A 23,565-nucleotide genomic window follows, 5' to 3' on the forward strand; every position below is an offset into this window, starting at 1 on the left:
CAACCGCCAGCTATTTGGGGAGCGCGGTCGACTGGCCGCCAGCGCTCTATGCGCCCTTCACGCCCAACCCCAAAGTGGCCTACTTTTGCGCCGCCCTTTGGTCGGGTTTTACTCCGCCGTTGACAGAAACTGCGCTGATCGTAGACGCGGACGCGCTCTGATCATTTGTAAGCACTTGGCCCGCAATCACGAGAGGTTGATCGGCGCCAGGGTTGGTGTCAACTGATCCGACATTTGTAGCGAGCGACAAATTGTTGGTGTCGGAAGTCGTCACAAGGCGATTGGTTGCCGTCGCACCCGTCACGCTGGCATCGATCTGGTTGTTAGTTGTCAGGACAGATGTGTCGTTGACATTGCTCGAGACCGTATTGTTGATACGGTTGCCTGTCGCACTCGCAGATACCAAACCGTTTATGGTTTGTACTGATGCAACTGCACCCGCTTCGCTCATCTCGGCGCCAGAGGCGAGGGTCAGAGTGTTCGAGGTTTGAAGACCCGTAGTCGTAGCTGACTGCCGGTTACCATCAACCTCAAGCGTGGAGTTAACTGTAGCTTCGGAGGCCGCACCGACAATGCTCTGAATATCGTTACCGGAAACCGCTGAGGTAACAGTGCTGGAGCCAAGGGTCTGAACATTGGCCACAACAGCATCGGCGTCGGCCGCCAATTGGACGCTGGGTGCTACACCTGAGTCGCCAACTACTGCGGCGAGACCCTCGCCGGTGATGCTGCTTGCATTCAAGGACAAGGACTGCGTGCTCGTGCTGCCAGTTGCAGAAGCAGTTTGCGAGTTTGCGTTCAAAGAAACGGTGCTGTTTGCTACCGCACCGCTGTTGACAACCACATCAGAAGTTTCCGCGACAGCCTGAACGGAAGCTCCAAGCAAACCCTGTAGGTTTGCGACGGCCGTAGACGCTGTGATGCTAGCGGTTGTGTCACTCGACACGATGCTGTTCGAAGCAGAATTTCCGGTAGCCGATGCGGCTTGGTCACTGTTTGTGATGGTCACTGTCGCCCCATCAAGCGCGTCGACCGACGTACTTGTCGCCGCGGTCTGCACCGAACCAAGGATCGCGGCGCCTTCAACTTCTTGCGCGGAACTGACCAGCAAATCAGCATCGGTCGCGCTCTGTGGATTGGTAGCAAGCAAAGTGTCAATGCGCACAATGGCCTGTCCGGATGCTGCCTGAACAAGATCAAGGCCGCTGGCAACTTCGATGGTAGAGGTGCCGCTGTTTCCGGTCGCCGTCGCCGTAATATCGTTGTTGTCTTGGATAGCAGCACCAGTCAGGGTTCGGGTTCCATCCCCCTGGTTTGTGATCAGAATAGAATTTGTATCGCCGAGAGAACTGGCGGATACGTTTGCTTCGACCGACTGGAGGGTGGCAACTGCGGCGGTGTCGCCCGCGGTGGAGGGCGCAAATTCTAGCTCTGCAGATGCGGTCGAAATGTTGCCTGTCGCAGAGGCTGACAGCAGGTTGTTCGTGGCAGGCGCAACGCCGGTGATGATATCGTCCACAAGGTCGTTGCGCGTCAGGTTGATATTGACGTTCGTGCCGATCAATGACCCAGTGATGCCCGCCGTCAGACGCTGATCATTGCCACCGGTCAAGGTCGCCGATGAGGCAATTGACTCGAAGGTCGAAATATTGAGGTCAGCGCTCGCTTGGGCAAGGGCTGACGTCGGATTAAAGGCAATGAGCAATGCTGCCGTTGCCGTCGAACTGAATAGCCTTAAATGGGCCGCTTTCATCGTTTTCTCCTGTTGAGATGATTCATATTACAAAAATGCAACGCTATCCTTTTCGCCCCCTCAGGCGATGCGTTGCCAATCACTGGTAATCGTCACAACTGTTGCAACTAGCAGTTCAATTAGCCTGCTCAGTTGACTCAACCGACTGATCGCAACTGCCCACGGGCACATCGGTCACGGTCGGAACTATCTCCAGAAGGGCGCTCTCGATCGCCATGCGTACTGCAAGGTGCAGCGGCTCTTGGTGCTTTGCCCCAGCGTTCACGTCCCATAGGGTGTCGTCAAAGAAGCGGAATAGATCGGCCCCAACCTCGTAGCCCGTGATTTGCTTCTGAATGGATACTGTGTCGTAAACTCGTAGGGACTGACTACCGACAATTCGTAGGTCCAAACCCACGTTCATCGTGTAAATCCGGCCCTTGCCACCGATATTGTTTAAGCCCAACTCGGCACCACCGGACTGGATATTGAAGTTCAACTCAGTAATTCCGCCAACTATGAAAAAATCTGATTGAAGAACACTACCGCCATAATAGGGCATCCAGGGAACTTGATTAGTTTCCCCAGTTTGTTGGTCCACAGTCTCGTGCTGCCCTCCATTACCGAGCTGTCGATTGGCGAGGTAGGCGAGTTCCGCATCCGCAATCTGCGTGTCAAATCTCTCGTAAAGGGAAATGCCTGGAACCAGATGACCCAGCGCAGTGTATGCCATCAACGCTCCACCTTGGGTCACAAGATACCCTTCCAAGTCGCTTTGCTTGCCAGTGTAATCACGTATATTGCCTACCGCGATTGCCACCGGCCTGGACTTCGCGGACTTGAGTTGTTCTCCGTAGCAAACAAGTTGCCGCGTGAGCGGTGTAACGTTCGTTGTTGGCGTAGTGGTTAGAATGATGGGCACGTCGCCAGCGTTCAGTGTCTCTCTCCGCATATCATTAGGCACGACAGCGCATGCAGCTGTCGTGCAGGCAATAATAATCGCCCCGAAACGTTTTACATTTCTAATCATTGGCCTGCTCTTTTTTGTTTAGTTTAGTGGACCGCTATCGGGGGCATTTACCGTACCGGTCACCGTAGAGCCCTGCATGTTGCAAGCTGTGCTGCTTTCAACTCCCGCAGTCTGCGATCCAGAGTTTTGCTGGTCATTGTTCAACGCCTGGTCGGTGCCGCCGTTCGTAACGTTCCCGAAGCTGTTTTGAATATCGCTGTTGCCGATCGTCGCAGTGATCTGCCCAGAGTTGGTCTGATTGCTCGTCTGGGTTGTCAAACCGCCGCTCGATGGATCCTCCGCGACCGACGAGGAATCACTATTTGCAGTTCCGTCTGCCGAAATCGTGGGGGTGCCATTTGAAGATGTATTTGGACCAGCCTGACCATTGTCAGCGATGTTAGCCGTCGCATTGGCGTTATTGTTACAGTTTATCTGGGAGGCAATATTCGTTTCGTTGTGAATGTTTGTGATAAATCCGTCATAGAAGCCGCCTTTTTTGCGCTCTATCAAGTCCAAAACCACCGCTTTATTGGCGCGGTCTGCGGTTGTCTGGAACTGCCAAGGGCGGTTCTCGAGATAGCCATTTGCAAGAACTGCAGGAGCTGAGAATGTGCACAACGCCACCGTTGCTACTTTAAAAATATCGCCTTTTTTCATAGCAAACCTCGCGCGCATTATTGAGCCGTTGCCACTAGCTCTGTCAGTTTTCCGTTATCCCCAATGGCGATAAGCTGCGTTCTGATGATGGCGCTGTCTTGAAATTAAAGCATTATCTCATAACGGTCTTTTTTGATCTTTAGAAATAACGTGCTGGCATCTTGGGATAAGATGTCGCGCAACTTCTATTAACATGCAGGAGATATAGGAAAGATTATTGGTTCTTTTGGCACATGACGTGGTCCAAACGATTTGTGCGACATGACTGCAAGAATCTCTAGTTTTCACGTGGCACACGTATTGGGTGCAACCGATACAGCCGCGCCAATTGACGGACCGCGACACCTTAGATTAGCGTCTCGACCACAGTCTGGCCTTCGCCTCTCCCCCGCCCAACGCAGCTCGACTTTCGAAGCCGCTAAAAGGTTTATAAACCCAGCGGAGGCAACACTCTGCTCGCGATGAATTTCTAATACGCTGTTAAATGCAAATATCATAATGTGTCGGATTTGCGCTGCCTGCTTAAACCGGGCCAACCGATAGGTGCGCACCAACGTCCTGTCCGGAGAGTTTATTTGAAGAGCGTTACGACGGCGGCGGGTGAGTTCTCAGATACCCCCCAAACTGAAAACCTCGCCACGCGTCCGACCGCCGCCAACTGCAACTGCTTTAGCAGGGAGACCTGAGTTTGGTGCCCAATCGCACTTAAAAGCTTCAAAAGCGCATGCTACTCAGAGAACTGAGAATGTGCTGCTATTTGATTGGATCTCGCAACTGTCCGCGCGGACTGAAAACTGAGTTCTGGTGCGCTTCGTCGCGTGAAATTTCTCACGCTACAGATCATCCGCGGGGTCGATTACATTTATGATGCTCATCATCTTTTCTGCGGCTTCTCGTAATCGTATGATCAGCCCGTCCAACAAGCTCAGTTGCAGCTCCGGAACAGATGTGGGCAAAATGATATCATCTATTTCTTCAATTGTTTTAACCAAGTCTTCAAGCTCGGCGCGGATAACTTGGTATTCTTCTGGCTCTAAAACCGCTGGAGTGGTCATAGTCTGAGTATTCTCCCGGACAAGTTAACAATTGGCAGCGTTCATTCAAACGGGATAGCGATAAGCTACTTTCTGAAGCTCACGCCATTTTGCAACTTTCCAATTTTATCACGATCTGATCTGATTCTGCATAATCTTACGATAGTAGTTTACTGCGTCGCACCATCTGGGCGGAGTGAGCTGCTACCCGAAGATCGGACAGTGACGTAAGCTACGATCTGACGTCTGCTGATCTCCAAGAGCGAGGAGATCAGAACATGAAGAAACACAGGAACCATGATGCGGGATTCAAAGCCCGTGTGGCGCTGGAAGCCGAGAAGGGCGAGCGCACGGTGTCGGAGCAGGCCGCCGAATATGGCGTGCATCCGACGATGATCGATCAGTGGAAACGCGTTCTGCTCCAAGGTGCTTATTGCGTGTTCGAGCGCGGGGCAGCAAGAAGCTCGCAAGTGATGAAGATCTGGTGGAGGAACTCCAAGCCGGAATCGAGGAGCTGGCGATGGCCAACTCTTAGTTGGAACTAAAATTGAAGCCTTGGGGCGGGAAGTGAGGCGCGGTATGATCGAGCCGGACAATCCGGACCTGTCCATCGGTCAACAGTTCAAGCCGCTGTCGATTGCGCGCTCGTCTATCCATTACATACCCAAAGGCAAGATCGAGCCGAACCTTGGCTTTATGCGTCAGATCGACGAGCAGTTCCTGAAAACGTCGTTCTTCGGTGTCGGCCAAATGACCTAGCACCTTCGCGACGATGGCCAAATGGTAAACGAGAAGCCAAAACGTCGACAGATACGCCTCATGGGACTGATGCCGATGTACCAGATGCCCGACACGAGCAGGCAGGCACGCGAGCAGAATAGAAAGCTTGAATGAGAGGCTTTCCCGGTATAACGCGCAGGCCATAGCTCTTCTTCGCCGCCCTTCCAAGCTAACAGAAACAGTGGACAGAAAAGTGGATAATTACATGATTTTCGACGTATAGTATTGACATATATACGTTTTTCAGCTTGACAATACCCCCGCCGGAGGCTCCGACCCTCGCGGCATTCGCAAAGGCATGACAGTGCGCCCCTATGAAAAGAACCCCTCGGCCATCTACGAGATGAGCTTTGCCACAGTGCGCCAAGAGGCGCGGCTCGATCGGTTTGGCCCCGGCATGGAGGCGCTTGCGATCCGGCTCATTCATGCCTGCGGTATGGTCGAGGTGGCGGATCGCTTGGCCTTTTCCGGCGGGGCATATGCCGCGGGCCATGCTGCCTTGCAGGCGGGTGCGCCGATTTTTTGCGATTGCGAGATGGTGGGCGCGGGTATCATCCGCCGCTATCTGCCGCAAGACAACGAGGTGATCGTCACGTTGAATGATCCGCGCGTGCCGGGACTCGCTGCGGGGATTGGCAATACGCGCTCGGCGGCGGCGGTGGAGTTGTGGGCGGAACGGCTGGAGGGGGCCGTGGTGGCGATCGGCAATGCGCCCACCGCGCTTTTTCATCTCCTCGAATTGCTCGACGAGGGCGCGCCGCGCCCGGCGCTGATCCTGGGCTTTCCCGTGGGGTTCGTTGGCGCGGCTGAGAGCAAGGCGGAACTGGCGGACAATCCGCGCGGCTGCAACTTTGTGGCCCTGCGCGGGCGGCGCGGCGGATCGGCGATGGCGAGCGCGGCGGTCAATGCCCTTGCCGCAGGCTTGCCAGAGGTGCGCGCATGACGAGCAAAGTGGATCCATGGCTGCATATCGTAGGCATTGGCGAGGATGGGATGGCCGGGCTCTTGCCCGCAACCCGCGCCATCGTCGAGGCCGCAGAGGTGATCGTGGGCGGCGAGCGGCATCACCACTTGTCCGAGGCCGTGACGGCAGAGCGCATCGCCTGGCCCTCGCCGTTTGATGCGCTGACCGACCTTCTGGCAGGGCTGCGCGGGCGGCGTGTGGTGGTTCTGGCCACGGGCGACCCGCTGTGGTTCTCGGTCGGCGCGCGGATCGGACGTTCTTTGCCGCCCTCCGAGATTGTCTATCATCCGCAGCTTTCGGCGTTTCAGCTTGCTGCGGCGCGGATGGGCTGGAGCATGGCGGATCTTGAGACGCTGACGGTGCATGGACGCCCCGTCGAGCAGATGATCGCCTTCATTCAACCCGATGCGCGGCTTTTGATCCTGACCACGGGCGCCGAAACGCCCGGACAGATTGCGCGGTTTCTGACCGAACGGGGGTTTGGTCAATCGCGGATGACGGTCCTGGCCAATATGGGCGGGGCCGAGGAGGCGCGGTTTGATGGGCTGGCCGAAAGCTGGGCGCATGTGGTGCCGCCGTTCAACACGCTGGCAGTGGACTGCGTGGCCGCCCCGGATGCCGCGCTGATGCCGCGTGTGCCGGGACTGGCGGATGATCTCTTTCAACACGACGGCACCATGACCAAGCGCGAGGTGCGCGCCGCCACGCTGGCCAAGTTGATGCCGATGCGCGGAGCCTTGTTGTGGGACATCGGCACCGGCTGCGGTTCGGTCGCGGTGGAGTGGATGCGCGGCGCGCGCTATGCTCGCGCGATTGGCATCGAGCCGCGCGCGGATCGCCGCGCGATGGCGGCGGCGAATGCATTGGCGCTCGGAGTGCCGCGACTGGAATTGATCGAGGGGCGTGTGCCCGAAGCGATGAGCGGCCTTGAGGCCCCGGATGCAGTTTTTATCGGTGGCGGGCTGTCGGAGGCGGTGTTCGAGGCGGCCTGGGCGGCGCTGCGGCCTCTGGGACGGCTGGTGTGCAATGCCGTCACGTTGGAGAGCGAGGCGGTGCTTGTCGCGCTCTACAAGCGGCATGGGGGTGAGTTGGTCAAGTTGCAGGTCAGCCGCGCGGAACCGGTTGGCGGTTTGACCGGCTGGCGGCCACTCATGCCGGTTACGCAATGGAGCCTGGTGAAGCGATGAGCGGCGGGCGTCGGATTTGAGTATTTTGAGAACGATGAAAGGCGTGCGCGCATATGTCCGGTAAGCTCTTTGGCGTGGGTCTGGGGCCGGGCGATCCGGAGTTGATGACGCTCCGGGCGCATCGGCTTATTTCGTCTGCGCGCGTGGTGGCCTATCCGGCATTGGCGGGAGGTGAGAGTTTTGCCCGCGCGATTGCCGCCGGAGCGATTGCGCCGGGCACGCGCGAGATCGTGATGGATGTGCCGATGACGGTCGAACGGGCCCCGGCACAAGCGGCCTATGACCGAGGCGCGGCCGAGATTGCCGAGGCCTTGGACGAGGGGCAGGACGTGGTGTGCCTCTGTGAAGGCGATCCGTTTTTCTATGGGTCGTTCATGTATCTCTTTGCGCGCCTCAGCGGGCGGTATGAGGTCGAGGTTGTGCCCGGCGTCACCTCGATCGCCGCTTGTGCGGCGCGGGCGGGGCGGCCCTTGGTGGCGCGCAACGAGCGGCTGACAGTGCTGCCGGGGCCGTTGCCCGAGGCAGAGTTGCGGGCGCGGATCGAAGGGGCCGAAAGCGTTGCCATCATGAAGGTGGGGCGACACCTTGCCAAGATCCGGGCGGTGATCGACGATCTGGGGCTGACCGCGCAAGCGGTCTATGTCGAACGCGCGAGCCTGCCCGAAGAGGTGGTGTGCCCGCTGGCGCAAGCGCCTGAAAAGGCGCCGTATTTTTCAATGATTCTGCTCACGAAAGGGGCCGATCCATGGCTGTGAGACCTGTTATTCTGGCGTTGAGCCGCTCTGGTGAGGCGGTGGCGCATCGCGTGGCGGAGCTGATCGGCGGCGATGTGCATGGGCGTGAGGGGCGTGTGGACCAAGCGGCTGCCTGGTTTCCCAATGCACTCGATCATGCGCGTGACCTCTTTGCTGCCGGGGTGCCGGTGGTGGGCGTCTGTGCCAGCGGCATCCTGATTCGGGCGGTTGCCCCGCTGTTGAGCGACAAGCGGGGAGAGCCGCCTGTGGTTTCGGTGAGCGACGATGGCTCGGTGGTCGTGCCGCTCTTGGGGGGGCACCGGGGGGCCAACCGGCTGGCGGCGGTGATTGCCGAGGGTCTGGGCGCCGTGGCCGCGGTGACGACGGCGGGCGATGTGGCGATGGGCGTGGCGCTCGATGCGCCGCCCATGGGCTACCGTCTGGCCAATACCGAGCATGCCAAGGCGGCGATGGCGGCGATGCTGGCGGGTGAAGGTGTCAGTGTCACTGGAGAAAATATATTTGACATCGAAGAGATGGGTGGATCTGTCGAGTTGGTGGTGAGCGAAGCGCCGGTTGCGGGCCATGATCGCAGGCTCGTCTATCATCCGCAGCGTTATGCCCTCGGTTTGGGCTGCGCGCGGGGCTGCGAGACCGAGGAACTCTGGGATCTGGTCTGTCGGACCTTGGACGAGGCTGGCATTGCGCCGGGGGCGGTGGCCTGTGTCGCGTCGATCGACCTCAAGGCTGACGAAGGTGCCATGAATGCGGTGGCGCGGCGGTTGGGTGTGCCCTTTCGCCTGTTCAATGCAGCGGAGCTAGAGGCCTTTGCGGGACAGTTGGCGAACCCGTCCGAAGTGGTCTTTGCCGAGGTTGGATGCCACGGCGTGTCCGAGGGTGCGGCACTGGCCTGTGGTGGTCAACTGGTTGTAGAAAAAAGGAAAACCGCCAATGCAACCTGCGCGCTGAGCCGGTCCGAGGCGGTCATTACCGAGATGCCGGGGCGGGCGCGCGGGCGTTTGAGCGTGCTGGGCATTGGCCCCGGACAGGCAAGTTGGCGGACGCCGGAAGTCTCTCGTCTGGTGGCGGAGGCGGATGAGCTGGTGGGCTATGGTCTCTACATCGACCTCTTGGGACCATTGGCGGCGGGGAAGAGTCGCAGCGATTTTCCGCTGGGCGGTGAGGAGGCGCGGTGCCGTTATGCGCTGGAACAAGCAGGGCAGGGAAAGAACGTTGCGCTGATTTGTTCAGGAGATGCAGGTATTTACGCGATGGGGGCGCTGGTTTTCGAGCTCTTGGATCGCGGGCCGGAGGCGCAGGGGGTGAGTGACGCGGCGCGGCGGGTGGAGGTTGTGTGCTCGCCCGGTGTGTCGGCGCTGCAGGCGGCGGCGGCGCGGGCGGGGGCCCCTCTTGGGCATGATTTCTGCACGATTTCGCTAAGTGACCTATTGACGCCGCGCGAAGACATCATTCGGCGATTGAATTCTGCGGCAGAGGGCGATTTCGTGATCGCTTTCTACAATCCGGTGTCCAAGACGCGGCGGACTTTATTGTCCGAGGCGCGGGATATTTTGCTCAAACACCGTCCGGCGGATACGCCTGTGCTCTTGGCAAGCTCGCTGGGGCGACCGGAAGAATCCTTGCGATACAGGCGCTTGGCCGATTTGCAGGTGGATGAGGTGGATATGTTAACGGTTGTTCTGGTCGGGTCGTCCAACAGCCGTCTGGCGCAGTTGGGCGAAGGGCCGCGCATGTTCACGCCGCGCGGCTATGCGCGCAAGATTGACGGCGATCTGGCCGAGGTCAGAATAGGGAAGGCATTGAAATGACTGTCTATTTCATCGGTGCAGGGCCGGGCGACCCGGAACTTTTGACCAAGAAGGCGGAGCGCATCATCGGGCAATGCCCCGTCTGCCTTTATGCCGGGAGCCTTGTGCCGGCCGAGGTTGTGGCCGGGGCACCTGAGGGAGCGCTGGTCATGGACACCGCGCCGATGACGCTGGAGGATACCCATGCGGTCATTTTAGAGAGCCATAACAAGGGTTTGGACGTGGCGCGGGTGCATTCGGGCGATCCGTCACTCTATGGTGCGATTGCGGAACAAATTCGTAAACTTCGGGCAGATGGCATTGATTATCAGATCATTCCGGGGGTTCCGGCCTATGCGGCGGCGGCGGCGGCGCTGGGACAGGAATTGACCGTGCCAGAAATCGCGCAAAGCATTGTTTTGACGCGGGTTTCCATGAAATCCACGTCGATGCCCGAGGGCGAGACGCTGGAGAATTTCGCGCGCACCGGGGCGACGCTGGCGATCCACCTCGGGATCCGTAACCTACGGGAAATACACAGAATTCTGGCGCCCTACTATGGCGATGACTGTCCCGTGGTGGTGGCCTATCGGGTGGGCTGGCCGGATCAGATGTTTATCCGGGGCACGCTGGCCGACATTCACGCCAAGGTTCGCGCCGAGAAGATTACCCGTACCGCGTTGATTCTGGTGGGAAAAGTTCTGGGCGAGATTGCTGATTTCAAGGATAGCGCGCTCTATGATCCGGGTGTTCCGCATGTGCTGCGGCCCAAGGTGGCGGCGAAGGTGTAGACCTTACGATCCGTAAGGTTTGCAAGGGGATTTTGTAAGGTCGGCGTTGTGATTTAAAGAATCCACCTGACCTGCCCCTATGTGGGTGCCTGTTTGTGATCCGTCGCGCGGTGCCCGTCCGCCGGGTGGGCGCAGCGACAGAAGTGATTGGCACTTTATGTCTGCCAAGTCTTCCGCGCTTTCGCTGAGATGAGCCGTTGCAAAAGCGCCCGCCCGAGGGGGCGGGTCATGCCAGAGGCATGCCTTCGGCATGACCGCTGCGCGGCGGTGCCTGCGGCACCTTGATTCCGCGCAAGGGAGATTGGAAAAACGCATGAAATTTCAGTTGATTTTTTCACGGAATCGGCGCAGCGTGAAAATTGAGCGGAAATTTTCACGAGACCTTCCATGCAGCAGAGTCAGATCGACGGGATGCGCAGCCTTGGTGCGGACCTGCGCGCCCTGCGCAAGGCGCGCGGGCTGACGCTCGCGGCGCTGGCCGAGATGCTGGGTCGGTCGGTGGGCTGGCTGTCTCAGGTTGAGCGTGATCTGTCGGAGCCGTCGATCAGCGATCTGCGGCAGGTGGCCGAGGTCTTGGGCGTGCCGATGTCGCTTCTCTTCGGTCACGCGAGCGCGCCCGCCGAGGAACAGGGCTATGTGGTGCGCGCGGGCGCACGGCGGCCGATGGGATCGGGCGAGGAAGGGTTGATCGAGGAGTTGCTCTCGCCGGACCTGACCGATGATTTCGAGGTGATCCATTCGACATTCCGCCCCCGGTCCAGGATGCAGCGCCCGGCGCAGCGCCCGACGCAGGAGGTGGGCTATATCCTGTCCGGGCGACTGGACCTGAGTATTGGGGAGCGGAAATTTACTGTCGGTCCCGGTGACAGTTTCCGGTTTCGCGGCGAGCCCTATGGCTGGGCCAATCCCTATGACATCCCTTGCGTGGCGATCTGGGTGATCGCCCCGCCGGTGTATTGAGGGCGCGCCATGAGCTATCACGCCTGGACGGTCTTTGCGCTCTTCTGGGTGGTGTTCGTCACCACGCCGGGGCCAAATGCGGTCAATTGCATCACCAACGGTATGACCATCGGGTTTCGGCGCAGCCTCTGGGGGGTGTTGGCGATCCTGACGCAAGCGACGCTGTTCCTGAGCCTGTCGGCAGCGGGGATCACGGCGCTGATTGCGGCCTCACCGGTGGCGTTTCAGGTGGCCAAGCTGATCGGGGCGGGGTTCCTGATTTACCTCGGGGTGCGCGGTTGGATCCTGGCGCGGCGACCTGTTGAGGCGGGGGAGGCCCCGAAAGGCTCGGTCTATTGGCGGGCCTTGGCGATTGCCACGATCAACCCCAAGAGTGTGGCGGGCTATCTGGCGGCGTTTAGCCAATTCGTGCAGCCCGATGTGCCGATTGGCGCGCAGATGTGGGTGATTTTCCCCACGGCGCTGAGCCTGACGACGCTGAGCTATGTGGGCTACACCGCGCTTGGGGCAGGGCTTGGCCGGGCGGCGCTGGGGGCTGTGTTCAATGTCTGGCTGCGGCGGGGTATGGCCGCCTGTTTCGTGATCTATGGCGTGGCGCTGGGCAGCGCCGTAACTCCGGGGAGAGGATGATGCACAAGGGATCGTGTCTGTGTGGGGATGTGACATTTACGGTGAATGCGGCACCGAAAGGCGCGAGCGTGTGCCATTGCGGGCAGTGCCGCAAGCAATCGGGGCATGTCTGGGCCTCGGCCTATGTGGCGCGGTCGGATTTGAGCATTTCGGGATCCGTGAGCTGGTACGCGGCGAGCGACATCGCCAAGCGCGGGTTTTGCCCCAAATGCGGTTCGTTCCTGTTCTGGGCCGCGCATGACGAGGACACCATGAGTTTCGCGCTGGGGGCGCTGGAGGCACCGACCGGGCTGCGCTTGGAGAAGCACATCTTTGTCAAGGACAAGGGTGATTATTACGACATCGCGGACGGCGTGCCGCAGAAGGACTGAGGGAGAGGGACATGGCGGAATTTCCGGGCACGGCGCGGGTCGTGATCATCGGCGGGGGCGTGGTGGGCGCGTCCTGCCTCTATCATCTGGCCAAGGCGGGGTGGAGCGATTGCGTGCTGCTCGAAAAGAACGAGTTGACCGCTGGCAGCACATGGCATGCGGCGGGCAATGTGCCGACCTTCTCGACCAGCTGGTCGGTGATGAACATGCAGCGCTATTCCACCGAGCTTTATGCACGCCTTGGCGCGGAGGTGGATTATCCGATGAATTACCACCAGACGGGGTCGATCCGTCTGGCGCATAGCCGCGAGCGCATGCAGGAGTTTCAGCGCGCGCGGGGGATGGGCAAGTATCAGGGGATGGATCTGGAAATCCTCGGGGTGGACGAGATCAAGGCGCGCTACCCGTTTCTGGAGACGCATGACCTGCAAGGCGCGCTCTATGATCCCAATGATGGCGATATTGATCCCGCACAGGTGACGCAGGCCTTGGCCAAGGGCGCGCGCGACATGGGCGCGACGATCCTGCGGTTCACGCCCGCCACGGGCGTGCGGCGCGAGGGGGCTGAGTGGATCGTCGAGACCGAGAAGGGCGAGATCCGCTGTGACTATGTAGTCAATGCCGCCGGATATTATGCGCAGCGGGTGGGCGAATGGTTCAAGCCCTATGGCGGGCGCACGGTGCCGATGATGGTGATGAGCCATCAGTATCTCTTGACCGATGAAATCCCGGAACTGGAGGCATGGAGCCGGGAGCAGGGGCATAAATTGCCGCTCTTGCGCGATGTCGACAGCTCTTACTACCTGCGGCAGGAAAAGTATGGTCTGAACCTCGGGCCCTATGAGCGCAATTGCAAGGCGCATTGGGTGAAGCCTGACGATCCGATGCCGGAGGATTTCAGCTTTCAGCTCTACCCCGACGATCTGGAGCGGCTGGAGTGGTATATCGAGGATGCGATGGCGCGGGTGCCGTTGCTGGGGCAGGCGGGGATTTCCAAGGTCATCAATGGGCCCATTCCCTATGCGCCCGATGGTCTGCCGCTGATTGGCCCGATGCCGGGGGTGCCCAATGCGTTCGAGGCCTGTGTCTTTACCTTTGGCATCGCGCAGGGCGGGGGTGCTGGCAAGGTGCTGGCGGAATGGGTGACGGAAGGCGCGACCGAGTGGGACATGTGGGCCTGTGACCCGCGCCGCTATACCGATTACACCGACCGGGACTATTGCATCGCCAAGGGGATGGAGGTGTATGGGCATGAATATGCCATGCATTTCCCGTGGCACAGATGGCCCGCGGCGCCGGATCGCAAGGTGAGCCCGGTGCATGACAAGGTGAAGGCATTGGGCGGCGTCATGGGCGTCTACAATGGTTGGGAGCGGGCCAATTGGTTTGCAAAGCCCGGCGATGACACGTCAGAGGCCGCGACGCAGACCTGGGACCGCGCGGGCCCTTGGGAGGCGCGTATTCGCGAGGAATGCGAGGCGGTGCGCGATGCCTGCGGCGTGCTCGATCTGCCGGGGTTCACGCGGCTCTGGATCGAGGGGGCGGGGGCAGATGACTGGCTGCGCGGCTTTGTGACGGGGGGATTGCCCAAGGTGGGGCGGATGAACCTTGTTTATGTGGCCGACAAGCGCGGGCGGATCGTGACGGAGTTTTCCTGCATCCGGCTGAAGGAGGACAGTTTCGTGCTGATCACGGCGGCCACGGCGCAGTGGCATGACGGCGAATTGGTGCGAAAGGCGCTGCCCGAGGGGCTGAGCCTGCGCGAGACCACGACGGAGCGCGATGCGCTGCTCCTGGCGGGGCCGAAGAGCCGCGAGATTCTGGCGGGGCTGACCGATGCCGATCTGAGCCTGCCGTGGTTGAGCCATCAGCATGCGACCGTCGCGGGGCAAAAGGCGTTTCTGATGCGGGTGAGCTTTACCGGCGAATTGGGCTGGGAAATCCATGCCGAGAATGCGGCGATCCCGGCGATCTATGAGGCGTTGATGGCGGCGGGGGTGAAACCCTTTGGCATGTTCGCGCTGAATTCCTTGCGGATCGAGAAGGGCTATCGCGCGTGGAAAGGTGATCTGAGCACCGATTATTCGATGCTGGAGGGAGGGTTGGACCGGTTCGTCAAACTGGACAAGCCGCAGGATTTCCCCGGCAAGGCGGCGCTCTTGGCCGAGAAGCAGCGGGGGGTGAAGAAACGCTTTGTCACGCTGATCGTCGAGGCCAAGGCAGCGGATGCGCCTTATATGTCGACGCTCTGGCATGACGGGCAGATCGTGGGCGAAACCACGAGCGGGGCCTGGGGCTATCGCGTGAATGCCAGCGTGGCCCTGGGCATGTTGCGCGCCGATCTGGCGGTGCCGGGAACCGAAATCGAGGTGGAGATTTACGGGGAACGCTGCCGCGCGGTGGTGCAGCCCGACGCGCCCCTCTGGGATCCGGAGAATGAGCGGTTGCGGGCATGACCCTGCCTGAAACCATGTGCGGCGTGTATCTCACCCGTCATGGCGGACCTGAAGCGTTGCAGTGGCGCGCGGATATTCCCGTGCCACGGCCCGGCCCCGGCGAGGTGCTGGTGCGGGTGCGGGCGGCAGGTGTCAACAACACCGACATCAACACCCGCGAGGGCTGGTATGCGGCAGAGGTGACAGGGGCCACGGGCGAGACTGCGGACGGCGTGGAGAGCGGCGGCTGGGCGGGCGCGCTGGCGTTTCCGCGTATTCAGGGCGGTGATCTCTGTGGCGAGGTGGTGGCGCGCGGGCCGCAGGTCGAAACGCCTGCGCTGGGCGCGCGCGTCACGTGCCCGATCAACATTCCGCGCCCAAGCGCGGAAAATCCGGTCGGATTCATCGCGCTCGGGTCCGAGATCGACGGCGCCTTTGCGCAATACTGCCTGATGCGCGCCGATGACCTCTATGACGTGAGCGATGTGCCGCTCTCGGATATCGAGATTGCGGCGATCCCGTGTGGCTTTGGCACGGCGCTGGGCCTCTTGGATCGGGCGGGGGTTGGGCCGGGGCAAGAGGTGTTGATCACCGGGGCGTCGGGCAATGTCGGCCTTGCGGCGGTGCAGCTTGCCACGGCGATGGGCGCGCGCGTGACGGGGATGGCTGCCGCCGCCAAGGCGGCGGTGTTGCGCGAGGAAGGCGCGGCAGAGGTGATCGCGCGCGACGCGCCCTTGCCGCAGGATCGCTATGACGCGGTGATCGACCTTGTGGGCGGTGCGGGCGTTGCCGCGCTGATTGATGCGCTGCGCCCCGGTGGGCAGTATGCCGTGGCCGGTGCCGTTGCCGGGCCGATGGTCACGGTCGATCTGCGGCGTATTTACCTGCGCGACATCACGCTGCATGGCTGCACCTATCAGCCGCCGGAGGTGTTTGCCCGGCTGATCGATATGGTGCGTGCGGGGCGCGTGCGCCCCCGCATTGCCGCCACCTACCCGTTGCGCGACATCGCCCGCGCGCAGGCGGATTTTCAGGCCAAGACCCATGCTGGGAAATTGGTGCTTTTACCCCCGGAGGATAAACGATGACCGCAATCACGCTGCTCGATGGCTCTATCGGGCAGGAATTGGTGAAACGCTCGGGCGACCGGGCGACGCCGCTCTGGTCGACGCAGGTGATGATCGACCATCCCGGATTCGTCCGGTTGGTGCATGACGATTATTTCGCGGCGGGGGCCACGGTGGCCTCGACCAATACCTATGCGGTGCTGCGCGACCGGCTGACGCGCGTGGGATTGCAGGATGAGGTGGCGCGGCTGACCGATGTGGCGGTATCGGCGGCGGTGGCGGCACGCGATGCCCATGGCTCGGGCCGGGTGGCCGGAGCGATCGGGCCTCTGGTGCAGTCCTATCGGCCTGACCTCTGCCCGCCCGCCGCAGAAGCCGCCGCACTCTACGCCGAGAATGTGGCGCTGCTCAGGGATCGGGTGGACCTGATCCTGCTGGAAACCATGGCCTCGGTCGATCAGGCGCGCGGCGGGTTGATGGCGGCGGGGCAGAGCGGCCTGCCGGTCTGGCTGGGGGTCACGGTGATGGATGACGACGGCACGCGCCTGCGCTCGGGCGAGGCGTTGGGCGATCTGGCCCCGTTGGTGGCCGAGTTTGCGCCCGAGGCGGTGTTGATCAACTGCACGCGGCCTGAATCCGTGGCGGCGGGGCTGGAGATCGTGCGCGGGTTCGGCCTGCCCTTTGGCGCCTATGCCAATGGGTTTACCTGCATCAGCGCGGGCTTTCTGGGGGCGGCCCCCACGGTGGACGCGCTGGAGCAGCGCAGCGATCTGACCCCGGACGCCTATGCCGATTTTGCCATGGGCTGGGTCGCGCAAGGGGCCAGCATCGTGGGCGGCTGCTGTGAAGTGGGGCCTGCGCATATCGCGGAACTGGCACGGCGGCTGCGCGCGGCCGGGCATGACATCGTCTGAGACTTTCATCGTTATATCATGGGGTTATGAATGACCTATCTTCCAACTCAGGCCCGTGTGGTCATCATCGGCGGCGGCGTCGTGGGCTGTTCCGTGGCCTATCATCTGACCAAGCTCGGTTGGCGGGATGTTGTCCTGCTGGAGCGCAAGCAATTGACATCGGGCACCACCTGGCATGCGGCCGGGCTGATCGGGCAATTGCGCGCCTCGGCCAACATGACGCGGCTCGCGCGGTATTCGGCAGAGCTCTACACCGGGCTTGAGGCCGAGACCGGCGTTGCCACCGGGTTTCGGCAGGTGGGATCGGTGTCGGTCGCGCTGACGGGCGAGCGGCTGGAGGAACTCAAGCGCAATGCCGCGATGGCGCGTGCCTTTGGTGTGCCGGTCGAGGAGATGAGCCCGAGCGAGATCAAGCTGCGCTATCCGCATCTCAATCTTGACGGCGTGACGGGCGGTGTCTGGCTGCCCACGGACGGGCAGGCGGACCCCGCGAATATCGCGCTGGCGCTGGCCAAGGGCGCGCGCAACCGCGGCGCGCGGGTGCAGGAGCGGGTCAAGGTCACGGGGATTGCCCGCGCCGGGCGGCGCGTGACCGGAGTCGAGTGGCAGGGCGAGGACGGCAGCGCGGGCCATATCGCCTGTGAGATGATCGTCAATTGCGCCGGCATGTGGGGGCATGAGGTGGGCCGGATGGCGGGCACCAATGTGCCGCTGCATGCCTGTGAGCATTTCTATATCGTGTCCGAGCCGATTGCGGGATTGACGCAATTGCCGGTCCTGCGGGTGCCCGATGAATGCGCCTATTACAAGGAGGATGCCGGCAAGATCATGCTGGGCGCGTTCGAGCCGGTGTCAAAGCCCTGGGGGATGAATGGCATCCCCGAGAGTTTCGAATTTGACCAGCTGCCCGAGGATTTCGACCATTTCGAACCGATCCTGGAAGCGGCGGTGAACCGGATGCCGATGCTGGCCGAGGCGGGGATTCACACGTTCTTTAACGGTCCGGAAAGTTTTACCCCCGATGATGCCTATCATCTGGGGCTCTGCCCCGAGATGGACAATGTCTGGGTTGCCGCCGGGTTCAATTCCATCGGTATCCAGTCGGCCGGGGGGGCGGGCCATGCGCTGTCGCTCTGGATGGATGCGGGAGAGCGGCCATTTGATCTGGGCGATGTGGATGTGGCGCGGATGCAGCCCTTTCAGGGCAACAAGCAGTATCTTTTCGAGCGCTCCAAGGAAACCTTGGGCCTGCTCTATGCCGATCACTACCCCTACCGGCAAAAGGCCACGGCGCGCGGTGTGCGGCGCACGCCGTTTCATGCGCAGCTCTTGGCCCAAGGTGCTGTCATGGGCGAATTGGCGGGCTGGGAGCGGGCCAATTGGTATGCCGAGGCCGGGCAGGAACGGGAGTATCGCTATAGCTGGAAGCGGCAGAACTGGTTTGAGAACACGGCGGCGGAGGTGCGGGCCATTCGCGGGGCCGTGGGCATGTACGATATGTCGAGTTTCGGCAAGCTGCGGGTCGAGGGCCGCGACGCCGAGGCGTTTCTGAACCATGTCTGCGGCGCGGATATGTCCGTGGCGCCGGGGCGGATCGTCTATACGCAGTTCCTGAATGCCAAGGGCGGCATCGAGGCCGATGTGACGGTGACGCGGCTGAGCGAGACCGCCTATCTGGTGGTGACACCGGCGGCGACGCGGCTGGCGGATGAAACCTGGCTGCGGCGGCATGTGGGGGAGCGCGCGGTCGTGATCACCGATGTGACGGCGGGCGAGGGCGTGCTGGCCGTGATGGGGCCGAAGGCGCGCGACCTCATGCGCGCGATTTCACCCGATGATTTCTCGAACGACGCGCATCCCTTTGGCCATGCCCGGCAGATCGAGATCGGCATGGGCGTGGCGCGGGCGCATCGTGTGTCCTATGTGGGCGAGTTGGGCTGGGAGATCTATGTGAGCGCCGAGATGTGCGGCCATGTCTTTGAGGTGCTGCATGCGGCGGGGGCGGATCACGGGCTGAAACTCTGCGGGATGCACGCGATGGACAGTTGCCGCATCGAAAAGGCGTTCCGGCATTTCGGCCATGACATCACCTGTGAGGATCACGTGCTGGAGGCGGGGCTTGGTTTTGCCGTGGCCATGGGCAAGGCCGATTTCATCGGGCGCGATGCCGTTCTGCGCAAGAAGGAGGCGGGGTTGGAGCGGCGGTTGGTGCAATTCCGCCTGACGGACCCCGAGCCGATGCTCTATCACAACGAGCCCTTGCTGAGGGATGGCGAGATCGTGGGCTATCTGAGCTCGGGCGCCTATGGGCATCATCTGGGAGGGGCGATGGGCCTGGGCTATGTGCCCTGCGCGGGCGAGAGTGCCGAGCAGGTTCTGGCCTCGGGCTATGAGGTCGATGTGGCCGGGGTCAGGGTGAAGGCGGAGGCGTCGCTCAGGCCGATGTACGATCCCGGATCCGAGCGCGTGAAGGCGTGAGCAGGGTGGGGGGGCCAGCCCCCCACGCCCCCCGAGGTATTTCGGGCCAGATGAATGTGGGAGTGGTCATGGCGGGGCGGGTCGTGTAAGGCGCGGCCATGAGTGACTATGATCCGCCGACCGATCCGCTTGAGGTGCTGCATGACGATCACGAGATCGTCGTGGTGAACAAGCCTGCGGGCCTATTGAGTGTGCCGGGCAAGGGCGAGCATCTGGCCGATTGCCTGATGGCGCGGGTGCGCGATGTGTTTCCCACCGCGCTCTTGGTGCATCGGCTGGATCGCGACACCTCCGGCGTGATGATCTTTGCGCTGACGCCCCATGCGCAGCGGCATCTGGGGCTGCAATTCGAGAAGCGGCAGACGCGCAAGACCTATGTGGCGCGGGTCTGGGGGCGGATGGAGCCGGAAACCGGCGTGGTCGATCTGCCGCTCATCGTGGACTGGCCCAACCGCCCGTTGCAGAAGGTCTGTCACGAGACCGGGCGCGCGGCCTTGACCGAATGGCGGGTGCTGCGCGCGGGGGACGAGGAGAGCCGGGTGCGGCTGAGCCCCAAGACCGGGCGGAGCCATCAGCTGCGGGTGCATATGCTGGCGCTGGGCCATGTGATTTTGGGCGATCCGCTCTATGCGAGCGGGGCGGCGCGGGATTTTCCGCGCCTGATGCTGCATTCCGAGGAATTGCGGCTGCGCCATCCGGATGGCGGTGCCGGGGTCAAGTTTCGGGCGGCGGTGCCGTTCTGAGGCCGATGTGGGTCACGCTGTGGCAGAGGTCGAGCGCGGCGGTGAGGGCGCGGCCCGTGGCCTGTGCCAGTTGCGGCAGGAGCATCCATTCCAGCGCCCAAGCCGCGCCCGAGCGTTCCTGTTCATGGATCAGCGCGTGATGCAGGCCGGAGACCTGCACCGCGTTGAAGCGGCCGAGGGTCACGAGCAATTCGGCGAGGATCGGGTTCTGTTTATGCGGCATGGCCGAAGAGGTGCCGGTGCCGGTGAGGTGAATCTCTTCCAGCCCCTGTTGTGCCATCAGGGTCACGTCCTGTCCCATCTTGGCCAATGTGCCGGAGATGAGCGAGAGGGTGCTGGCATAGTCGGCCAGCCCGTCGCGTGTGGCATGCCAGCAGGCGGGCGGATTGCCGAGGCCCAAGGCATTGGCCAGATGCGCGGCGATACCGGGGGCATCCGCGCCCATGGCCGCGCGGTCGCCTGCCGCGCCGCCGAATTGCAGAAGCGCCACGCCTTCGGTCGCGCGGGCCAGGCGGGAGCGATGGGCCGCGAGCGGCGTGATCCAGGGGCGCAGGCGGTCGCGGACATGGATCGGCATGGCGGCCTGCATCCGGGTGCGGCCCATGAGCGGGTTGGCCCCGAAGCGGTGGTCGAGATCGGTGAGGGCGCCGTGCAGTGCGGCGAGGCGCTGATCCAGCAGCGCGCTGGTGGCCTGAAGGGTGAGGGCAAGGGCGGTGTCCATCACGTCTTGCGAGGTGGCGCCCTGATGCACGGCGGTGGGATCGGGGGCGTTGGCCTTGAGCAGGCGCACGAGGGCCGGGATGGGCAGGCCATCGCGCGCGGTGCCGGTGGCAAGTGCCGTGAGGTCGAGGGTGGTGCCGAGGATGTGGCGGGCGGTTTCTTCGGCTGTGTTCGCGTCGATGCGGCCGACATGGCCCAGGGCGCGGGTCCAGGCCGCCTCGAAGCGCAGCATGTGGTTGAGTTGAGTCTCGGGCGACCAGAGCGCGGCAATCTCGGGATCGCCAAAGAGCGCGCCGAGCCAGGGGTGATCGAAAACGCCGGTCATGCGAGCGTGCCGTAGAGGTCGCGCAGGAGCGGGGTCAGGCGCTCGGGGGCTTCGATGCAGGGCAGGTGGCCGACACCGTCGAGGCAGGTGTAGCGCGCGCCGGGGATCATGCCGGCCAGCGCCTCGACCAGCGGTGGCGGGGTGGCGCCATCCTGTGCGCCGGATACGCAGAGGGTGGGGAGGCGCAGGCGCGCGGTGTCGGCAGTGAGGTCGGCGTCGCGGATGGCCGCGCAGGTGGCGGCATAGCCGTCGGCGGGCGTGCGGGTGAGCATCTGTCGCCAGCCCGAGAGCGCCACGGGATGCGCCGCGCGCCAGTCGGGGGCGAACCAACGCTCAAGAATGGCGTCGGCCATCGCCGCGATGCCGCTGCTCTGGACGGTGTCGATGCGCATGTTCCATGCCTCTGCCGTGCCGATCCTGGCCCCTGTGTTGCACAGCATCAGCCCTGCCACAAGATCGGGGCGCAGGTGCGCCAGCGCTTGCGCGATCATGCCGCCCACGGAGACACCGCAGATCAGGGCATCTGAGAGGTGCAGATGGTCCATCAGCGCGGCAAGGTCCGTGGCGAGGGTGGCGATGCTGATGGGCCCGTATTCCGAGAGGCCGTGGCCGCGTTTGTCCAGCGCGAGGGTGGGGATTTCGGGCGGCAACTGTTGGCGCACCGCGTCCCAGATGCGCAGGTCGGTGCCGAGGGAATTGGCGAAGACAATGGCGCGGCGTGCGGGCTCGCCCGCGTGGTGATTGTAGTGCAGCGTGACATCCTTGGGCCGGGCAAAGCGGGTCATGCCGGGGGCCTCAACCCCAGAATGGCGCGTGCCTCTTGCCAGGTGGCCACGGGGCGTTCGTATTTCTCGCACAGCTCTGCCGCGCGGCGCACGAGGGCCGCGTTGGAGGGGGCGAGGCGGTCGCGATCCAGCCGCACGTTATCCTCGAGCCCTGTGCGGGTATGGCCGCCCTTGGCGATGCACCATTCGTTAAGGGTGATCTGGGCCGGGCCGATGCCCGCGCCGCACCACTGGGCATCGGGGGCCAAGCGGTTGAGGGTTTCGATGTAGAAGTCGAGCACGCGCTCATCGGCGGGCATGGCATTCTTCACGCCCATGACGAATTGCACGTAGAGGGGCGATTTCAGGCGTCCGTCCCTGGCCATGGTGCAGGCCTGGATGACATGGCCGAGGTCGAACGCCTCGATTTCCGGCTTGACGTCATGGGCGATCATTTCGGAGGCGAGCCAATCCACGAGATCGGGGCTGTTTTCATAGACGCGGGTGGGGAAGTTGTTGGACCCCACCGAGAGCGAGGCCATGTCGGGGCGCAGCGGCAGCATGCCGCCGCGTTCATACCCCGCGCCGGAGCGGCCGCCGGTGGAAAGCTGGATGATCATGCCGGGGCAGTGCCGTTCCAGCCCTTCCTTGAGGCGGGCGAAACGCTCGGGGTCGGAGGTGGGGCGGCCCGCGTCGTCGCGCACATGGCAATGGGCGATGGTGGCCCCGGCCTCGAACGCCTCTTGCGTGCTTTCGATCTGTTCCGAGATCGTGATCGGCACGGCGGGGTTGTTGGCCTTGGTGGGCAGCGAGCCGGTGATGGCGACGCAAAGGATGCAGGGGTTGGACATGGCGGCCTCAGACATCGAAGAACACGGTTTCGGCCTCGCCCTGAAGGCGGATGTCGAAATGGTAGGTGGAGCCATCGGCGCGGGCAATCAGGGTGGCGCGACGGTGGGTCTGTTCAATCAGATTGAGCACCGGGTCGGCGGCATTGGCGGCAGCTTCGTCGCCGAAATACATCCGGGTGTTGAGCCCGATGTTGAGGCCGCGTGCGACCAGCCAGAGGTTGAGATGCGGTGCCATCGGGCGGGCGTTGCGGCCCATCACCGGGCCGGGTTTAACGGTGTCGAAGCGGAATTGCCCGGTGTCGAAATCTGGCACCACGCGGCCCCAGCCGCGAAACCCCTCTTCGACTTTGCCAGCACCGGGGTAGATGCCTGCGGCATTGGCCTGCCAGACCTCGATCAGCACATCCTTGACCGCGGCGCCGGTGCCGTCGGTGACGGTTCCGGTCACGGTGATGGGCGTGCCTGCGGCGTTGGGACCGGCGATGTCGCGGCCGAGTTCCTGCGCGTAGATGTCAAATCCCGCATCGCCGGGCGCAAGGCCGATGTGAACATAAGGACCGGCGGTTTGCGAGGGGGATTCCTTGAGATAGGGAAGCGGTTGGGCCATG

23 protein-coding genes are annotated in these 23,565 nt (G+C 62.4%); 15 read left to right on the forward strand and 8 right to left on the reverse strand.

Translation table 11 applies throughout. The features are described 5' to 3' along the window. Positions 1 to 79 precede the first annotated feature (79 nt). From MVC20_RS15075 to MVC20_RS15090, 4 genes are all read right to left on the reverse strand, one after another. A complete protein-coding gene (locus MVC20_RS15075) occupies positions 80 to 1,753 on the reverse strand; it encodes a hypothetical protein (RefSeq protein WP_297542828.1) in 1,674 nt (557 codons plus the stop codon). A 115-nt stretch (positions 1,754 to 1,868) separates the two neighbouring features. After that, a complete protein-coding gene (locus MVC20_RS15080; protein WP_297542830.1) occupies positions 1,869 to 2,762 on the reverse strand; it encodes a CsgG/HfaB family protein in 894 nt (297 codons plus the stop codon). Positions 2,763 to 2,780: 18 nt separating this feature from the next. Continuing rightward, entirely contained in the window at positions 2,781 to 3,401 is a 621-nt protein-coding gene (locus MVC20_RS15085; protein ID WP_297542832.1) for a hypothetical protein, read from the reverse strand. Positions 3,402 to 4,234: 833 nt separating this feature from the next. Beyond that, on the reverse strand, positions 4,235 to 4,456 hold the full coding sequence (locus MVC20_RS15090) for a hypothetical protein (RefSeq protein ID WP_297542834.1): 222 nt from the start codon (positions 4,454 to 4,456) through the stop codon (positions 4,235 to 4,237). Positions 4,457 to 4,713: 257 nt separating this feature from the next. Between MVC20_RS15090 and MVC20_RS15095 the strand changes: the two genes are divergently transcribed. From MVC20_RS15095 to MVC20_RS15165, 15 genes are all read left to right on the forward strand, one after another. After that, the gene (locus tag MVC20_RS15095) at positions 4,714 to 4,980 is read left to right on the forward strand and encodes a hypothetical protein (RefSeq protein ID WP_297542836.1); all 267 of its coding nucleotides are present in this window, start codon (positions 4,714 to 4,716) and stop codon (positions 4,978 to 4,980) included. Between the two features lie 34 nt (positions 4,981 to 5,014). Then, the gene (locus MVC20_RS15100; protein WP_297542838.1) at positions 5,015 to 5,194 is read left to right on the forward strand and encodes a hypothetical protein; all 180 of its coding nucleotides are present in this window, start codon (positions 5,015 to 5,017) and stop codon (positions 5,192 to 5,194) included. A 319-nt stretch (positions 5,195 to 5,513) separates the two neighbouring features. Next, entirely contained in the window at positions 5,514 to 6,158 is a 645-nt protein-coding gene (locus MVC20_RS15105) for a precorrin-8X methylmutase (RefSeq protein ID WP_297542840.1), read from the forward strand. Beyond that, positions 6,155 to 7,366, forward strand: coding sequence for a precorrin-6y C5,15-methyltransferase (decarboxylating) subunit CbiE (cbiE, locus tag MVC20_RS15110; protein ID WP_297542842.1), 1,212 nt, complete (start codon positions 6,155 to 6,157; stop codon positions 7,364 to 7,366). The genes MVC20_RS15105 and cbiE overlap by 4 nt, the downstream gene beginning before the upstream one ends. 53 nt (positions 7,367 to 7,419) lie before the next feature. Beyond that, entirely contained in the window at positions 7,420 to 8,121 is a 702-nt protein-coding gene (gene cobI, locus MVC20_RS15115; RefSeq protein WP_297542844.1) for a precorrin-2 C(20)-methyltransferase, read from the forward strand. Continuing rightward, positions 8,112 to 9,929: a precorrin-3B C(17)-methyltransferase gene (gene cobJ / locus MVC20_RS15120; protein WP_297542846.1), complete on the forward strand. Its 1,818-nt coding sequence runs from the start codon at positions 8,112 to 8,114 to the stop codon at positions 9,927 to 9,929. The genes cobI and cobJ overlap by 10 nt, the downstream gene beginning before the upstream one ends. Beyond that, entirely contained in the window at positions 9,926 to 10,699 is a 774-nt protein-coding gene (gene cobM / locus MVC20_RS15125; RefSeq protein WP_297542848.1) for a precorrin-4 C(11)-methyltransferase, read from the forward strand. The genes cobJ and cobM overlap by 4 nt, the downstream gene beginning before the upstream one ends. Before the next feature lie 387 nt (positions 10,700 to 11,086). Continuing rightward, complete coding sequence (locus MVC20_RS15130) at positions 11,087 to 11,659, forward strand: XRE family transcriptional regulator (protein ID WP_297542851.1); 573 nt, start codon at positions 11,087 to 11,089, stop codon at positions 11,657 to 11,659. A 9-nt stretch (positions 11,660 to 11,668) separates the two neighbouring features. After that, a complete protein-coding gene (locus tag MVC20_RS15135) occupies positions 11,669 to 12,289 on the forward strand; it encodes a LysE family translocator (protein ID WP_297542853.1) in 621 nt (206 codons plus the stop codon). Further along, the gene (locus tag MVC20_RS15140) at positions 12,289 to 12,660 is read left to right on the forward strand and encodes a GFA family protein (protein ID WP_297542855.1); all 372 of its coding nucleotides are present in this window, start codon (positions 12,289 to 12,291) and stop codon (positions 12,658 to 12,660) included. Before MVC20_RS15135 ends, MVC20_RS15140 begins: the two co-directional genes overlap by 1 nt. An 11-nt stretch (positions 12,661 to 12,671) precedes the next feature. Further along, a complete protein-coding gene (locus MVC20_RS15145) occupies positions 12,672 to 15,116 on the forward strand; it encodes an FAD-dependent oxidoreductase (protein ID WP_297542857.1) in 2,445 nt (814 codons plus the stop codon). After that, positions 15,113 to 16,183: a zinc-binding dehydrogenase gene (locus MVC20_RS15150; RefSeq protein WP_297542859.1), complete on the forward strand. Its 1,071-nt coding sequence runs from the start codon at positions 15,113 to 15,115 to the stop codon at positions 16,181 to 16,183. Before MVC20_RS15145 ends, MVC20_RS15150 begins: the two co-directional genes overlap by 4 nt. Continuing rightward, positions 16,180 to 17,076: a homocysteine S-methyltransferase family protein gene (locus MVC20_RS15155; protein WP_297542861.1), complete on the forward strand. Its 897-nt coding sequence runs from the start codon at positions 16,180 to 16,182 to the stop codon at positions 17,074 to 17,076. The genes MVC20_RS15150 and MVC20_RS15155 overlap by 4 nt, the downstream gene beginning before the upstream one ends. A gap of 30 nt (positions 17,077 to 17,106) precedes the next feature. Then, on the forward strand, positions 17,107 to 19,554 hold the full coding sequence (locus tag MVC20_RS15160; RefSeq protein WP_297542864.1) for an FAD-dependent oxidoreductase: 2,448 nt from the start codon (positions 17,107 to 17,109) through the stop codon (positions 19,552 to 19,554). Positions 19,555 to 19,652: 98 nt separating this feature from the next. Beyond that, positions 19,653 to 20,297: a pseudouridine synthase gene (locus tag MVC20_RS15165; RefSeq protein ID WP_297542865.1), complete on the forward strand. Its 645-nt coding sequence runs from the start codon at positions 19,653 to 19,655 to the stop codon at positions 20,295 to 20,297. Here MVC20_RS15165 and MVC20_RS15170 read toward each other — a convergent pair. The 4 genes from MVC20_RS15170 to pcaG are packed head-to-tail and all read right to left on the reverse strand — an operon-like array spanning position 20,269 to position 23,564. Then, positions 20,269 to 21,342, reverse strand: coding sequence for a 3-carboxy-cis,cis-muconate cycloisomerase (locus tag MVC20_RS15170; RefSeq protein ID WP_297542867.1), 1,074 nt, complete (start codon positions 21,340 to 21,342; stop codon positions 20,269 to 20,271). The genes MVC20_RS15165 and MVC20_RS15170 overlap by 29 nt on opposite strands. Then, positions 21,339 to 22,127, reverse strand: a complete 789-nt coding sequence (gene pcaD / locus MVC20_RS15175; protein WP_297542869.1) for a 3-oxoadipate enol-lactonase — start codon at positions 22,125 to 22,127, stop codon at positions 21,339 to 21,341. Before pcaD ends, MVC20_RS15170 begins: the two co-directional genes overlap by 4 nt. After that, entirely contained in the window at positions 22,124 to 22,957 is an 834-nt protein-coding gene (locus tag MVC20_RS15180; RefSeq protein WP_297542872.1) for a 3-keto-5-aminohexanoate cleavage protein, read from the reverse strand. The genes pcaD and MVC20_RS15180 overlap by 4 nt, the downstream gene beginning before the upstream one ends. A gap of 7 nt (positions 22,958 to 22,964) precedes the next feature. Further along, on the reverse strand, positions 22,965 to 23,564 hold the full coding sequence (pcaG, locus tag MVC20_RS15185) for a protocatechuate 3,4-dioxygenase subunit alpha (protein ID WP_297542873.1): 600 nt from the start codon (positions 23,562 to 23,564) through the stop codon (positions 22,965 to 22,967). Between the last annotated feature and the right edge of the window lies 1 nt (position 23,565).

Origin of the sequence: Roseovarius sp., assembly GCF_027019125.1 — a bacterium.
In the GTDB taxonomy this organism is placed as follows: domain Bacteria; phylum Pseudomonadota; class Alphaproteobacteria; order Rhodobacterales; family Rhodobacteraceae; genus Roseovarius.

Coding starts and splice junctions, on each gene's coding strand:
- MVC20_RS15075 (WP_297542828.1), bottom strand. CDS start 1,753: ATGAAAGCGGCCCATTTAAGGCTATTCAGTTCGACGGCAACGGCAGCA.
- MVC20_RS15080 (WP_297542830.1), bottom strand. CDS start 2,762: ATGATTAGAAATGTAAAACGTTTCGGGGCGATTATTATTGCCTGCACG.
- MVC20_RS15085 (WP_297542832.1), bottom strand. CDS start 3,401: ATGAAAAAAGGCGATATTTTTAAAGTAGCAACGGTGGCGTTGTGCACA.
- MVC20_RS15090 (WP_297542834.1), bottom strand. CDS start 4,456: ATGACCACTCCAGCGGTTTTAGAGCCAGAAGAATACCAAGTTATCCGC.
- MVC20_RS15095 (WP_297542836.1), top strand. CDS start 4,714: ATGAAGAAACACAGGAACCATGATGCGGGATTCAAAGCCCGTGTGGCG.
- MVC20_RS15100 (WP_297542838.1), top strand. CDS start 5,015: ATGATCGAGCCGGACAATCCGGACCTGTCCATCGGTCAACAGTTCAAG.
- MVC20_RS15105 (WP_297542840.1), top strand. CDS start 5,514: ATGACAGTGCGCCCCTATGAAAAGAACCCCTCGGCCATCTACGAGATG.
- cbiE (WP_297542842.1), top strand. CDS start 6,155: ATGACGAGCAAAGTGGATCCATGGCTGCATATCGTAGGCATTGGCGAG.
- cobI (WP_297542844.1), top strand. CDS start 7,420: ATGTCCGGTAAGCTCTTTGGCGTGGGTCTGGGGCCGGGCGATCCGGAG.
- cobJ (WP_297542846.1), top strand. CDS start 8,112: ATGGCTGTGAGACCTGTTATTCTGGCGTTGAGCCGCTCTGGTGAGGCG.
- cobM (WP_297542848.1), top strand. CDS start 9,926: ATGACTGTCTATTTCATCGGTGCAGGGCCGGGCGACCCGGAACTTTTG.
- MVC20_RS15130 (WP_297542851.1), top strand. CDS start 11,087: ATGCAGCAGAGTCAGATCGACGGGATGCGCAGCCTTGGTGCGGACCTG.
- MVC20_RS15135 (WP_297542853.1), top strand. CDS start 11,669: ATGAGCTATCACGCCTGGACGGTCTTTGCGCTCTTCTGGGTGGTGTTC.
- MVC20_RS15140 (WP_297542855.1), top strand. CDS start 12,289: ATGCACAAGGGATCGTGTCTGTGTGGGGATGTGACATTTACGGTGAAT.
- MVC20_RS15145 (WP_297542857.1), top strand. CDS start 12,672: ATGGCGGAATTTCCGGGCACGGCGCGGGTCGTGATCATCGGCGGGGGC.
- MVC20_RS15150 (WP_297542859.1), top strand. CDS start 15,113: ATGACCCTGCCTGAAACCATGTGCGGCGTGTATCTCACCCGTCATGGC.
- MVC20_RS15155 (WP_297542861.1), top strand. CDS start 16,180: ATGACCGCAATCACGCTGCTCGATGGCTCTATCGGGCAGGAATTGGTG.
- MVC20_RS15160 (WP_297542864.1), top strand. CDS start 17,107: ATGACCTATCTTCCAACTCAGGCCCGTGTGGTCATCATCGGCGGCGGC.
- MVC20_RS15165 (WP_297542865.1), top strand. CDS start 19,653: ATGAGTGACTATGATCCGCCGACCGATCCGCTTGAGGTGCTGCATGAC.
- MVC20_RS15170 (WP_297542867.1), bottom strand. CDS start 21,342: ATGACCGGCGTTTTCGATCACCCCTGGCTCGGCGCGCTCTTTGGCGAT.
- pcaD (WP_297542869.1), bottom strand. CDS start 22,127: ATGACCCGCTTTGCCCGGCCCAAGGATGTCACGCTGCACTACAATCAC.
- MVC20_RS15180 (WP_297542872.1), bottom strand. CDS start 22,957: ATGTCCAACCCCTGCATCCTTTGCGTCGCCATCACCGGCTCGCTGCCC.
- pcaG (WP_297542873.1), bottom strand. CDS start 23,564: ATGGCCCAACCGCTTCCCTATCTCAAGGAATCCCCCTCGCAAACCGCC.